Below are 12,824 nucleotides of genomic sequence, written 5' to 3'. Positions count from 1 at the left end.
GTTCCGGCACCGGCGTCGTCGCCGACGACAGCGCGGGCGACCGCGACGTCAGCGGCGGTGGCGACGCGCCAGGTCGGGAAGCGGCCACCGGCGGTGCACCCCGTACGCCACCAGACCGAGAAGGACCAGAACGCCCGCGGTGATCCCGATGGCCGTGCCGGCGCCGCCCGAGGGCTTGCCGTCGGTGTGGGCGGCCGCGTGGGCGTCCGAGGAGCCGCCGGCCTCGCCGCCCTTCGGGGTGCCCCCGCCGCCGCCCGCGCTGCTGGGTGCCGCCAGCTCGCCCACCGGCTCGACCTTTCCGGCGGCGTCGAAGCCCCAGTCCAGCAGCCTGGCGGTCTCCTTGTAGACGCCGTGCGGCTCCTCGCCGTCCGGGTGCATGACGGTCACCAGCAGCACCCGGTCGCCGCGCTGGGCGACGCCGGTGAAGGTGTTGCCCGCGTTGGTCGTCGAACCGTTCTTCACGCCCGCGATGCCCGGGTACGGGTCGATGCCCACGTCCCCCGTGAGCAGGCGGTTGGTGTTCTGGATCTGGAAGCTGCCGCGCTTGGTCTTGCCGTCCTTCTTCTCCGTCTCGCCGGGGAACTTCGCGGTCGCGGTCGCCGCGTACTCGCGGAAGTCCTTGTTCTGCAACCCGGCCCTGGCGAAGAGCGTCAGGTCGTAGGCGGAGGAGACCTGTCCGGGGCGGTCGTAACCGTCCGGGCTGACGACCTTGGTGTCGTTCGCGGTGAGCGCGCGCGCCTTCTCGTTCATCTCCTCGACGGTCTTGTCGACGCCGCCGTTCATCGCGGCGAGCACGTGCACCGCGTCGTTGCCCGAGCGCAGGAAGACACCGAGCCACAGGTCGTGCACGGAGTACGACTCGCCCTCCTTGACGCCGACCAGGCTGCTGCCCTCGCCCATGCCCTCCAGGTCGGCGGGCACGACCTTGTGCTCGCGGTCGCTGGGCAGCTTCGGCAGCACCGTGTCGGCGAACAGCATCTTCAGTGTGCTGGCCGGGGGCAGCCGCCAGTGGGCGTTGTGCGAGGCGAGCACCTGGCCCGACTCCGCGTCGGAGATGACCCACGAGCGCGCCGAGAGCTTGGTCGGCAGCTTCGGCGCGCCCGCCTTCAGGTTCACCTGGGTGCCGGGGCGGCCGAGCTGTGCCCCGCCCACGGTCGACATCTGGGCCGGCGGCCTGGGCTCTTTGGCGGTGTCCGCCGGGTTCTTCTCGTCGGCGTGCGCGGGCATCGCGGCGGGGACGGTCAGCAAGGAGAGCGCGAACGCCGTGGAGGCGAGCGCGGCGGCACGGCGCGTGCGCGGGGCGCGGGGCACGCCCGAGCGCGGGGTGCGGTCTGAATAATGCGAAGAAATGGGCACCCTGCGAACGTACAGGCCCCTGCGCGCGTTGGGGACGCCGAGCCCCGGCACACACGCCTCCGGATCCGCCAACTCGCCCAGTGCGCTAGGCCAGGAGAGGGTCCGGGGTCGCCCGCCCGGCCGACACCGGACCGGACCCGCGGCGGGGCCCCTCACGGGGCCGGCCGCAGCGCGACATCGTGCCGCATCGTGCCTGCCGCACCGGACACCAGCAGGAACTCCGCACTGGGCGCGTGCGAGGCGCTGGAGATCACCAGGGTGTGGCCGCCCGGCGCCAGACCGGTCACCTGGTAGGCGCCGCCGACCGTACGCACCAGCGCCTGCCGCTTGCCGCGCGCGTCGACCACGGTCAGCCACGCCTCGCAGCCGCCCGGGTGGAGCGGGCAGTGCACGAAGCCGTCGACGGTCACGGCACCAACGGCCCCGGGCCCGGGCCCGGGCCCGGCCCCTGCCTCGTGCCCGGCCTGGTCGGCCCAGTCGGCCCCGGCCCCGGGCCCGGCTTCGGCTGTCGGCAGGAGGGCGGGTGCGGGTGCGGCTGCGGTGCGTTCGCCGGAAGCGCCCGGCGCCTGCCCGGCGGGGGAGACCGGACCGGACCGCTCAGCGGCACCCGCCCGACCGGACCGCCTGTCCGCGTCGTCCGGCCGCGTGTCCGCGTCGTCCGGCCGCGGGTCGGTCCCGTCGAGTCGCGGGTCCTCGTGGCGCGCGGCGGAGGCGGCGAACGCCTGGGCTGCCAGGGCACGGTGCAGGTCTTGGCGGTGCGCCCGGGAAGCGGACGGCGGCCGCACGCCTGAACCGGGTACGGGGTGCGCGTCCGGGGCGGCGGCTTCCCCTGCCGCACCCTCGTGCGGGTCCACGGCGGGGGCGAGGGCGATCCGCATGCCGCGGTTGTCGGCGAGGCTTGCCAACACCTCGTCGAGGGCGGCCAGTTCGCGCAGCGCGGCCCGCACCGAACGGTCGGCGCCCGACCGGTCGGGCGCCGACCGTTCGGTGCGGGATCCTGAGAGCGCCGGCGGCGACGCCTCCAACTCGCGGATCAGCGGGCTGACCCGTACCCAGGTGCCGTCGCCGTCTTTGCCCCCGCCGGTGGCGAGCTGCCGGTCGAGGGAGCGCAGGGAGCCGGCGAAGACCTCGGTGATCCGGTCCACGCGGACGCGCAGCTCGGGGGCGGCGTCGAGGTCGACGTCCGCGGCCACGGCCAGCGAACGGGCATGCCGGGTGGCGGTGCCCAGCAGCGCCAGGAGGTTGTCCCCGGTGCGGCCCCGCGCGCCCAGCGGCATGCGCACCAGCGGGCGGACGACGGACTGCATCTGGTACAGCGCGGCGTCCACCGCGCGGGCGGCGCCGCGCAGCCGGATGGGGGCCTCCGGCTCCTTCCAGCGGGTGGCGACCTGCGCGATCAGGTCCTCCAGCGCGGACAGGTAGCCGCGGGCCGCCTCCCGCCGCACCTTCGACGTGGCGACGGGGAAGACCGCGGCGGCGCACGCGGTGGCGACCAGCACGCCCAGCCCGTTCTCGACGAGGCGCTCGGCCAGCAGCCGGTCCATGCCCTCGTACGGGGTGGTCAGCCCGTACAGCTGGGTCAGCGCGACGACCAGGCCGACGACCCACAGGGCGTACGCGCGCGACATGCCCCAGGCACCGAACGTGATGCCCGCGACGATGACCGTCAGCATCGCGTAGACGTGCCCGTGCCCGACCGCGTGCAGCAGTGCGATGCCCAGGACCGCGCCGATCGCGGTGCCCACCATGCGGTGGCCGAACTTGCGCAGCCGCTCATGCGTGGTGTTCGTACCGAACAGCGTGATCATCACGCCGACCAGGCCCCAGTAGAACCGCTGCCCGTTGATGGCGTCGGCGAGCGGAATGGTGATCGCGGCGGCGAGCCCCGCGGTCAGCGGGGCCCTCAGATACGGGATAGCGCGGCGCCAGCCGGTGTCCGGGACCTGCGCCTCGGCGACCCGCTGCGCGGCAGGGCCGGACGCGGCGGGACGCCCGCGCTCCAGCAGGACGGTCTGCTTGAACGGCACCCTGGCGCGGGCGGTGGGCGCGTTCCAGCCCAGGCTGAGCCAGCAGGCCAGGGCGTCGGCGAGCGCGTCCAGCAGGTCGGCGACGCGCCGCGCCGCGGCCCGCACCTCGGCCTCCTCGCCGCCCCCCTGCCCCCGGGCGGCACCGGCGGGTGTGGGCGCGGTCGCCTGCTGCCGGATCAGTTCCGCCGCGGGACGCAGCGCGTCGGCCCGGCCCAGGTGGGTGTCGCGGGCGAGAACGAGCCCGACGACCAGCGCCTCACGCAGCCGGGACGGCACGTGCCGCTGCGTCAGCTGCTGGGTGGCCTGGCCGATGCCCTGGAGCGCCAGCTCGGCGTCGAAGAGGTATTGGTGCAGCAGCTCGGCCGCCTCGGGCTCCGCGGCGACCTCGGGCTGGGCCAGATTGCCGTCGATGGTCAGGGTCGTCACGTTGAGCCGCCGCAGGGCGCGGCGCATGCGTCGGGTGGCGACGGCCGCGTCGGCGTCCGGGTCCAACGCGGTGGCGGCGGCGTCCGCCACCCGGCGGGCCTCCACGACAAAGGCGCGCTGAGTGCGCAGCAGATCCTCGCGCGGCATCGGGTGGCACAGCACAAGCCGCACACCCAGGACGGCGACCGCCGTGGTGACCGCGATGACGAGCAGCCAGCCACACGAGTGCAGCGGGATCGGCGTCATCATGCCCACCAGAAAGGCGTTGAACATCATCATGCCGGTCAGCAGCGCGATCGTGCCGAACTTGAGCAGGAAGAACAGCAGGGCGATCGCCACGCCCATCAGGCACAGTTCGAGCACCCGGTCCTGGTGCAGCCAGGCGGAGACCGGCAGGATCGCGGAGAAGGGGATCGGCAGCCACAGGATGGCGCGGGTCAGCCGCAGCGGGGTGTTCTCCGCGACGGCGAACGAGCTCATCAGCCCGATCATGCCGCCGACCATCATGCCCAGCATGGCCGAGACCCCGGTGGCCGCGGACATGCCGTACCCGACGGCCAGGGCGGTGACCATCGAGGTGAGCGTGCGCCATCCCGCCTGGAGCTGGCCGAGCCCGGGATCGGCGGCCAGCACCCAGTCCCACCAGTGACGCGGCCCGCTCACCCGGCGCGGGGCGGGCGGGGCGGCTGCGCCGGGGGCGGCGTCGTCCGGGGCGACGCCGCCCGTGCCTCTTCCCCCGCCCGTGCCTGGTCCCGTGCTCGTGGGCACGCGGTCACCGGCGTCGCTGCCGGCCGAATCGGCGGGCCCCTCGGTGCCGGGGGACGGGCGTGCTGTCCGGGGGGTCATGGTGGCTGATGTGCTCAACTGGCCTCCGATTCCAGGGACGTCAGGAGGGTGCATACGGCTTCGCGGGCGACCGCGACGGTGTGCTCGGGGTCCTCGGCGTGCGTGTGGAGCCCCTGGAGCAGCGCGGCGGCCATGCGCCGGCGCCCCTGCTCCAGCAGCTCACGGCCGAGCGGGGTGATGTGGGCCTCGGTGGCGCGGCCGTCCCGAGCGCAGGACCTGCGCTCGACCAGCCCGCGCGTCTCCAGCTCCTTGAGGACGGTGGTGACCCGCGGCTGGGTCAGCCCGGTGTGCGAGGTCAGCTCGGACACCCGGCGCGGCCCCTCTTCGAGGGCGTCCAGCGCGGTGGCCGAGCTGCGGGGGAGCCCGAAGTCCCCGGTCCGGAACAGGAGCCGTGAGAGCCTCCCGATGCCGCTCAGCAGGCCACGCGCCGCCTGCTCGATCCGCTGCTCGTCGCCCGTCGACGCAGTTTGCATTCCTTAAATATATAAGCGAACGATGAAAACTGTTTGCCATTTACACCTTTCGGTGCTGTGGAAGTCGTCACATGGGTGAGGGTGGGGTTGCGTGACGCGTGTGGCCGCAGGGGCTTCGGCCCCCCCGGTGCCCGCTCCACTCGACTTTGCGTTCCTTTTGCAAACAGGCGTGGCGCGCGGGGCATCTTGCGGCGGTGCCCACGGCGGGATCCCTCGCAGCTACGCGCGGCTACGCGGCTACGCGGCCTCGTGCTCGGCAAGCAACTCCGCAACCTCCGGAACGTCTGCGTAACGCCGAAGGCTCTTCAGTACGACGCGAACCCGTTCCGCTGTCCGTTCGCTGGTCACGTCAGAGGAGAGACCGATGACCCTCTCGGCTGTTCCCGCCGCGGCTTCCGGCTCGTTGGCGTCCGCGTAGGCAACGGCAAGCCACGACAGGTAGAGAGCCATTTCTCGTGTGTGTGTCGCGTCGTACGCGTTGAGTACGTCTCTGAGTAGAGGAACCGCGCGCAACGGCCGGTGCAGTTCGGTGTACACGCGGGATTCCATGACGCGCAGTTCCCCGGCGTCCACCCAGTACAGGTAAGCGGGCGGTTCGCTCCCTTCCCCGTCCTCGCTGAGTGCTTCCGACGCTTCTCCCAGGGCCCGGATGGCTTGCTGCGCGTTGTCGACGCCCCCCCGCTTTCGTGTGGGCCCAGGCCACACGATCCAGGTACAGCGCACGTGCTTTCGGCGCCGCCGTTTCCCCCGCGTCGTGCAACGCCACCCTGGCCAGCACAAGGCCGTCTTCTTCCCGTCCTGTGTTGCTGAATTGGTAAGCGAGTGATCCGGCGACGTTCCCGGCCAACGTGTAGTCCTCCGCCTGCCTGGCCGCGCTTACCCCCAGCCTGTAGATGCGTTCCGCCTCGCCGTGCTGCCCCGCGTCACTGGCGATCCACCCGGCAATCTGCGCCAACTCGCCAATCTGTCGCAGGAACTGTCGGCCGACCTTTGCCGTATGAATGCCTTCCCGGTACAGCCGTACAGCGGAGCGCAACTCTCGCAGTGCGGGCCGGATGAGATCACCGCCGGCCAGTACGTCGTCAGCGAGACGGAGACCGTGCACACGCTTTTGCAGGTCGACCACCTGCCCCATGCCGATGCGGCGCCCCTGGCGAATGCTGAGAGGAGTCAGGGGGTCGTCGCCCTCGGGGAGGAAGTCGGCCAGCGTCGGCAACGGGTCTCCGACAGGCGCGGGCGTCCCGCCGGTAGCCCGCGTACTGGTCACGAGGTCCGAGCATTCACGCCGCTGCCGTGGCCCTTGCCAGCGCATCCTCGTGTTCTTTCACCCAGGGGGCACTGCGGAACTGCTCCGGAAGCCCCGCGAGGCCGGTACGGATGTGGTCCGCAGCGTCCCCGTACCGCCCCAACTCCAGTGCGCAGAGACCCATGTTGAGTCGGTTGAAGGAGGGCGTGAGCCAGTACGCCGTTTCCGGCGGGGGCAGGGCCACCGCGGCGTCGGTCAATCGCTCCGCCACATCCGTGAGTCTCAGCGCTGCGTCTGTCTCACCCATCGCGGCGAGCCCGGCGGCCGACTGGAGATAGTCGCCGATGCGCTGCGCCGGGTGTGCCCCTTGCGTGTTCGCCGCCGCACCGAACCAGCGGGCAACCGCGCGCGGCCTTTCCTGCCGGCGGGCAACGTACCCACGAAAATTCAAGGCCTGCGCTGCGAGCGTCCCGTTGCCGACGTCGTCGGCGATTTCCCATGCGTCGTTCAGCAGGCGTACTGCCTCGCTGTCGTTGCGCACCTGCGCATGCATCCACCCCGCGAATTGCGCCCATTCCGAGGCGACCTCTGCGAGTCGGTCACGCTGCGTCCCTCTCGCCCCTTTCAGCATGCGCACGACTTCCCGCATCTGTGCCATGGTCGCCGGAATGACGGAGGCAGGCTGTGCGCTGTCGTCCAAGCGTCGGTAGGCGGCGAGAACAGCGGCCAACGCGTCCACCGCTCCCGCTTCGACGCGCGAGGGGTTTCCAGCAGTACGAGAGATGCGTGCCTCGCCGTCTTCGCTTACCACGGTTGCGGCCAACGCGCCGTCCGCTCCCACGAGTGCGTCGAGGGCTTTTGCGAGCTTCCCCGACGGTTTCTGCTTCCCGCTGAGTACGCGGGACAGATACGCGGGATCGTAGTGCGTCGCACGCGCCGCCGCTTTCAACGAATACCCGGCGTCGTGCAGGAGGCGGTGAGCAAGAACCGTGAAGCCACTCATCGTGCGTCCCTGGGGGTTGACCGGCTGTCCCGCCATGGTAGTCAACTCCGGTCAACTTCCGCGTGAGCGCTGCGAGTCGAAGAGTTGGCAGACGACAGACCCCCGCGACCGCGTGACCGGTCCGGGGGCGTGGCCGACGACTTACGGGAGTCGCTGACGTGATCGGCGTTACCGACACACGCGATCCGCGTGTTCGAAAAGGCTGTCTGGATTGCGCGTGGTACCGGGCGCAGCTCTCGCGGGGCGACACGAGCGAGATCACGGCGGACATCTCCGCGCTGTTTCGAACGCCACCTGCGTGCGGGGCGCCACACGCCGCGCACCGTTCGGAGCGTACCGACATGTGGAAGCTAGGGGATCCCGTGCGGGACGTGCGTACCGGCGCGGCGGGCACCATCGCTCAGGTCACCGGGCCCGCGCCCCACATCTACCGCCTGGCCGTCCCCGTTCCCGTCGGTCCTCCGCTGGCCCTCTACCGCTACGGGGATGAACTGCGTCCTATGCCTGCGGCCGTGGGCGCGGACGCGCCACCGTGTTCGCGGTACAGGGTCGAAGTGGTCGAAGGCCGCTCCTACCTGATCGATCCCGCCGGTCACCGGGTGCACACTCCGGACGGGCGTGCGCACTGGCCGGATGAGCCGACGGCGCAGGCGGTCGCCGACACGTTCAACGGCTAGCTCGGCGAATAGCCCCATTCCCGCGGCCCCCCGGGCGCATGGGTGGGGCTCTTTGCAGTCAGCGGCGATTCGCGCGGATGCCTCGGAAGCCGAGCACGCCGATCGCCGTGCCCAGCAGGAAGGAGACGATGGCGAGTGTCAGGTGAACCCAGAAATAGCCGGTCGGATCCCCGTTGTCGAAAGCCAGGCCGCTGGCGTCCTTGAACAAATTCTTCGCGAAGGTGACCCACACCACCCAAGACCAGACGCCGAAGGCGAACAGGAACCAGGAAACCAGGCGTCCGATCTTCATGGATTGTTCCTTTTCGTTCAGGGGCTTGCGGCACCACCGTACGCACTCGCCTCCCTGTGGTTCGCCGCCAGGGGTCCCACACCGTCCGGCGGGCAGCGGACAGGCGTTCGGGGGTGGCGGGGGTCGACCGGCTACCTTGGACCCACCTGCTGCCGGCGATCACCCGCTGGAACGGCGATCGGTCCGAGAGGCTTGAGGGCGGCCCGGCGTAGCTGACGGGGGCGGGCAGGCCCGAGAGCGAGGGGGAGGAACAGCCATGGCGGCTGTGTTCGTACTGGTGGGGCTCGTCGTGCTGTGCGCGCTCGTGGGCGCCCACCTCTACCTGTGGCGGCGTTTCGTCCGCGACGTGACGGCGCCCGGCGGCTGGTGGCGGCGTACCGGGACGGTGCTGGCGGTACTGCTGCCGCTGACCACGATCGGTGCTCTGGTCTCCGGCCAGGCCGGAGCCCCCTTTCTGCTCGAACAGATCCTCGCCTGGCCCGGCTACCTGTGGCTGGCCTGCCTGCTGTACCTGATGCTGGCGCTGCTCGCCGCCGAGTTGGTGCGGTACGTACTCAGGCGTACGCCGTGGGGGCGGGCGCGGGCCACCGCCCCCCGTACCGGCGGTCCCGAGCCGGCACCCGCCCCGGAGCCGGCGCCGTCGGAGTCCGCACCCGCGGGCCCCGACCCCGCGGGCCCCGACCCCGCCCCCGCAACCGGCGGCACCGCCGGTTCCCTCACCGTTCCGCTCTCCGCTCCCGTACCCACCCGGCGGGTCTTCCTGGCGCGGACTCTCGCGCTCACCGCCGGGGCGGCCGGGCTCGGTACCACCGCGGCCGGGGCCTACGGCGTGCTGAACGGGCCGACGCTCAAGCATCTGACCATTCCGCTGGCCAAGCTGGGCGAAAGAGCGTCCGGGTTCCGGATCGCGGTCGTCAGCGACATCCACCTGGGGCCCATCCTGGGCCGGGCGCACACGCAGCGGATCGTGGACACGATCAACCGCACGCAGCCGGACCTGGTGACCATCGTCGGCGACCTGGTCGACGGCACCGTCGGCGACCTGGGTCCCGCCGCCGAGCCGCTGCGCGCGTTGCGTTCCCGCCACGGCTCGTACTTCGTGACGGGCAACCACGAGTACTTCGGGGACGCCCACGCCTGGGTCGATCACCTGCGCGAGCTGAACGTCCATCCGCTGGAGAACGCCCGCCGCGAGCTGCCCGGATTCGACCTGGCGGGCGTCAACGACATCCAGGGCGAGGCGCAGGGCGAAGGCCCCGACTACGACAAGGCGCTCGGCGACCGCGACACCTCACGCGCCGTCGTGCTGATGGCGCACCAGCCGGTCATGGTGCACGAGGCCGCCGACCACCACGTCGATCTCCAGCTCTCGGGCCACACCCACGGCGGACAGCTGTGGCCCGGCCCCTATCTCGCCGCCCTCGCCAACCCGACCGTCGCCGGGCTGGATCGCTACGGCGACACCCAGCTGTACGTCACCCGCGGCGCCGGCGCCTGGGGCCCGCCCGTCCGCGTGGGCGCGGAATCGGATGTCACCGTCGTCACGCTGGCCGCCAAGAGCTGAGAAGGCGCCTCGAAGGCGCCTCGAAGGCGCCTCGAAGGCGCCGGGGGAAGGCGCGCCTCAGTTCAGCAGCTTCACCACCTTCGGCCACGAGTCGGCGCGGGCCCGCTGGTCGGCCTCGGAGGTGCGGGTGACCGCACCGTCCGCGCCGCCCTCCTGGCCCGGCTGGGCGTAGGGGAACCAGTTGACGTGGTGTCCCGCGTCCGGATAGACGAGCTTCTTCGCACCCTGTCCCGCCATGCGGCCCGCGGCGGCCTGCGAGCCCCACATCTTGTCGTTGCCGCCGGCGACGGCGAGCACGCTGCCGCGCACGTGGTCGAGGGGGATGGGCCCGGTGGGGATCGCCTCGCCGTGGTCGGTCCAGGCGGTGGTGCCGGTCAGGTACGGGCCGTTGACCTTGGACGAGGGCGCGTACGCGATGACGTCGTGGAAGACCTCGGGGCGCCGCTGGCCGAGCAGCTGCGCCGCCTCGCTGCCGCGCGAGTTGCCCATGACGGCCAGCCGGTCGGGGTCGGCCCCGTCCTGCTTGCGCAGCAGCTCGCCGGCGCGGGTGAAGTAGTCGAGGTCGATGTCGTCGATGCCGTTCGGGCGGTCCGAGCCCTTTCCGCAGCGGAAGTAGCACACCGACATCGCCGGGTGCCCGTGCGAGGCGAGCAGCGCGGCGGTGTAGGTGCCCGCGTTGCCGCCCTCGGAGCCGCCGAAGACGAGGACGGGCGCCTGGCGGGCCCCGCCCTTGGGCGGCAGGTACAAGTCCCCGTCGACCTTGTTCTCGTCGACGGTCAGCTTGCGGTGGGTGGTGCCCTCGGTCAGCCACTGCCGCACCAGGTCGCGGCGGGCCACGCGCTGCCCCTTGTGCTCGCCCGTGGTCGCGGTCGCGGTGAACCGTACGGTGTAGGCGCGCTGCTCGGCGGGCGGGCCTGGATGGTAGGAGAAGGCCTTGCCGCTGCCGGTCATCTTCGCCGTACGCCCGCCCGCGGGCAGCATGCCGGACAGCAGCCGCCCGGTGCCGTCGCGCCCGAGGTCGACGGTCCCCTCGCTGTCGGCGGTACGTGTGACCGTGGCCGCCCATGTCCCGTCACGCTGGTCCTTGGCCTGCGCCCGGACGGAGACCCGGGTGCGGGGCGTGAGCCCTTCCAGCCGCACGGAAGTGGGCTGGTCCGCGCGGGCGCGGGGGTGGTCGGTCTCGAAGCGCACTCCGTCCCGGCCCGAGGGCTTGGCGGCGTTGCCCGCCGAGGTGCCGCCGTCCTCGCTCGCGCAGCCCGCCGTGGCGAGTGCCACGACGAGGGCCGTCGCGGCGGTGGTCCGTACGTTCGCCATGCGTCCCATCCGGCGCACGATACGGTGCGCGCCTCCCGCCCGCCGTGGTCCCCCTCCCTCCGGCCCGTCCTCCCAGCGCCCCTCGGCCCTTCCCGCCCGGTCTCCTCAGCCCTGCCTCCGGGCCTCTCCCGGCCCTCCCTCCGGTGCGCTGAGCGCCCCCTCCCTCCGGGTGCCGACCGTCCCCGTCGGCTGTCAAGCGTCTCCCTCCCGCCGGCTGCCGACCGTCCTGCCTTCGCGTCCCGGATGCCGTGGCCGTCACCCGGGCGTGGCACCGGCGGGCGGGCCGTCCGCCGCCTGCGGGCCCGGGCCCGGGTCCGACGACGAGGCCCCCGGCGCGACGTCCGCGACGTCCGCGACGTCCGCGCCGCCCGCCGGGCGCGGCCCGTCGGAGGTGAAGCGTCGTACGGCCGGGACCGCGGCCGTGACCGCTCCGGCCGAGGCCAGCACGGCGGCGGCCGTCAGCGGCACGGCGGTGCCCCACTGGGAGGCGGCCCAGGGGCCGAGGGCGTAGCCGACGGGCATGGCGGCGAGGGAGAGCAGCCAGTCGTAGGAGGTGACGCGGGCGAGCGCGGTCGGCGGGATGGCGTTTTGCACCGTCGTCTGCCAGGTCGGGTTGAGGTAGCCGAGCCCTGCCATGGCCACGCCGTACGAGGTGATGGTCCACGGCGCTGGCGCGGCGGCGGCGAACAGGGCGAGGGGGAGGCAGAAGAGCAGGCCGAGCAGGTTGACGGTGAGGACGGGGCGGCGCGGGTAGACGCGGGAGGAGAGCGCGTTGCCGACCAGCAGGCCCACGCCGCCGGCCTGGACGACCGCGACCCACACGCCTTCCCCGCCGAGTTGTTCCACGGCCACGGCGGGGCCGAGGACGAGCAGCAGGGAGATGGCGACGTTGTGGACCGCGTGGGCCAGCAGGCTGGGCCAGTACCAGGCGCGGCTGATCACCTGTGTCCAGCCTTCGGCGAGGTCGGCCCGGAACGAGCGGGCCGCCAGTGGTATGTGGGTGACCCGCAGCAGCGTCAGGAGGCAGGCGCTGAGGGCGAAGGTGGCCGCGTCCAGGAGGAACGCCCAGCCGGGGCCCACGGTCAGGACGAGGAGTCCGGCGAGGGCGGGGCCGCCGAGTCTGCCGGCGCTCTCGGCGGTGGCGACCAGTGCGTTGGCCCGCTGCCGGTCCGCCGCCTCGACGGTGCCGGTGACCAGCGGGTACAGGCAGGGCATGGCGAAGGCGGAGGCGGCGCCGCCGACTGCTTCGGCGGTGGCGAGTACTGCCAGCGAGGGGTCGCCGCCGAGTAGTTGCAGGCCGACGAGGAGTTGTGAGGCGCACCGTACGAGGTCGGTCGTCAGGGCGACGGTGCGGGCGCGGAAGCGGTCGGCGAGGACGCCGCCGACGGGCAGCAGCAGCAGTTTGGGCAGCATGGCGCAGCCCAGGACGAGGGCGAGGGCCGCGGTGGATCCGGTGGCCCGCAGCACGGCGAGGCTGAGTGCGGTGGGGATGACGGCGTCACCCAGCAGGGAGAGGGCGCGCCCGGTGAACAGGAGGCGGAAGTCGCGGTGGCGTAAGGGGTGGGGGCGGCGGTTGCCGGCTTCGGCGGGCGGCATGGTC

General features: G+C 72.7%; 10 protein-coding genes and 1 pseudogene. 2 read left to right on the top strand and 9 right to left on the bottom strand.

The features are described 5' to 3' along the window. Window positions 1-48 precede the first annotated feature (48 nt). The 6 genes and pseudogenes from DTL70_RS20130 to DTL70_RS20110 form a co-directional block, all read right to left on the bottom strand. Window positions 49-1,311: a D-alanyl-D-alanine carboxypeptidase family protein gene (locus DTL70_RS20130; RefSeq protein WP_425470386.1), complete on the bottom strand. Its 1,263-nt coding sequence runs from the start codon at window positions 1,309-1,311 to the stop codon at window positions 49-51. Between the two features lie 197 nt (window positions 1,312-1,508). Then, entirely contained in the window at window positions 1,509-4,655 is a 3,147-nt protein-coding gene (locus DTL70_RS20125; protein ID WP_220183639.1) for an FUSC family protein, read from the bottom strand. A gap of 14 nt (window positions 4,656-4,669) precedes the next feature. Beyond that, entirely contained in the window at window positions 4,670-5,128 is a 459-nt protein-coding gene (locus DTL70_RS20120; protein WP_114023378.1) for a MarR family winged helix-turn-helix transcriptional regulator, read from the bottom strand. A gap of 237 nt (window positions 5,129-5,365) precedes the next feature. Further along, entirely contained in the window at window positions 5,366-5,833 is a 468-nt protein-coding gene (locus DTL70_RS35235; protein WP_484421904.1) for an NsdA family TPR-like regulatory protein, read from the bottom strand. 40 nt (window positions 5,834-5,873) lie between these two features. Beyond that, window positions 5,874-6,440 (bottom strand): annotated as a pseudogene (locus DTL70_RS35230) (NsdA family TPR-like regulatory protein); the annotation flags it as partial. Continuing rightward, complete coding sequence (locus DTL70_RS20110) at window positions 6,409-7,377, bottom strand: helix-turn-helix domain-containing protein (protein ID WP_114023663.1); 969 nt, start codon at window positions 7,375-7,377, stop codon at window positions 6,409-6,411. The pseudogene DTL70_RS35230 and the gene DTL70_RS20110, both read right to left, overlap by 32 nt. A gap of 341 nt (window positions 7,378-7,718) precedes the next feature. Here DTL70_RS20110 and DTL70_RS20105 point away from each other — a divergent pair, with 341 nt between their 5' ends. Beyond that, window positions 7,719-8,054, top strand: coding sequence for a hypothetical protein (locus tag DTL70_RS20105; RefSeq protein ID WP_114023377.1), 336 nt, complete (start codon window positions 7,719-7,721; stop codon window positions 8,052-8,054). Between the two features lie 58 nt (window positions 8,055-8,112). On the opposite strand, the gene DTL70_RS20100 is transcribed toward DTL70_RS20105, so the two are convergent. Further along, on the bottom strand, window positions 8,113-8,346 hold the full coding sequence (locus DTL70_RS20100; protein WP_114023376.1) for an SCO4848 family membrane protein: 234 nt from the start codon (window positions 8,344-8,346) through the stop codon (window positions 8,113-8,115). A gap of 256 nt (window positions 8,347-8,602) precedes the next feature. Between DTL70_RS20100 and DTL70_RS20095 the strand changes: the two genes are divergently transcribed. Next, the gene (locus DTL70_RS20095; protein WP_114023375.1) at window positions 8,603-9,910 is read left to right on the top strand and encodes a metallophosphoesterase; all 1,308 of its coding nucleotides are present in this window, start codon (window positions 8,603-8,605) and stop codon (window positions 9,908-9,910) included. A gap of 57 nt (window positions 9,911-9,967) precedes the next feature. On the opposite strand, the gene DTL70_RS20090 is transcribed toward DTL70_RS20095, so the two are convergent. Then, the gene (locus DTL70_RS20090; protein ID WP_114023374.1) at window positions 9,968-11,233 is read right to left on the bottom strand and encodes an acyl-CoA thioesterase/bile acid-CoA:amino acid N-acyltransferase family protein; all 1,266 of its coding nucleotides are present in this window, start codon (window positions 11,231-11,233) and stop codon (window positions 9,968-9,970) included. A gap of 246 nt (window positions 11,234-11,479) precedes the next feature. Next, a complete protein-coding gene (locus DTL70_RS20085; RefSeq protein WP_114023373.1) occupies window positions 11,480-12,820 on the bottom strand; it encodes an MFS transporter in 1,341 nt (446 codons plus the stop codon). Between the last annotated feature and the right edge of the window lie 4 nt (window positions 12,821-12,824).

It is taken from the genome of Streptomyces diacarni, assembly GCF_003323715.1.
GTDB classification, from domain to species: domain Bacteria; phylum Actinomycetota; class Actinomycetes; order Streptomycetales; family Streptomycetaceae; genus Streptomyces; species Streptomyces diacarni.
Note: the sequence above shows the minus strand (reverse complement) of the source record. Positions and strands in the feature narration are given on the sequence as shown.

What these genes read in the sequence shown, in the direction of transcription:
- DTL70_RS20125 (WP_220183639.1), bottom strand. Translation starts at nt 4,655, where the DNA reads ATGACCCCCCGGACAGCACGCCCGTCCCCCGGCACCGAGGGGCCCGCC.
- DTL70_RS20120 (WP_114023378.1), bottom strand. Translation starts at nt 5,128, where the DNA reads ATGCAAACTGCGTCGACGGGCGACGAGCAGCGGATCGAGCAGGCGGCG.
- DTL70_RS20110 (WP_114023663.1), bottom strand. Translation starts at nt 7,377, where the DNA reads ATGAGTGGCTTCACGGTTCTTGCTCACCGCCTCCTGCACGACGCCGGG.
- DTL70_RS20105 (WP_114023377.1), top strand. Translation starts at nt 7,719, where the DNA reads ATGTGGAAGCTAGGGGATCCCGTGCGGGACGTGCGTACCGGCGCGGCG.
- DTL70_RS20100 (WP_114023376.1), bottom strand. Translation starts at nt 8,346, where the DNA reads ATGAAGATCGGACGCCTGGTTTCCTGGTTCCTGTTCGCCTTCGGCGTC.
- DTL70_RS20095 (WP_114023375.1), top strand. Translation starts at nt 8,603, where the DNA reads ATGGCGGCTGTGTTCGTACTGGTGGGGCTCGTCGTGCTGTGCGCGCTC.
- DTL70_RS20090 (WP_114023374.1), bottom strand. Translation starts at nt 11,233, where the DNA reads ATGGGACGCATGGCGAACGTACGGACCACCGCCGCGACGGCCCTCGTC.
- DTL70_RS20085 (WP_114023373.1), bottom strand. Translation starts at nt 12,820, where the DNA reads ATGCCGCCCGCCGAAGCCGGCAACCGCCGCCCCCACCCCTTACGCCAC.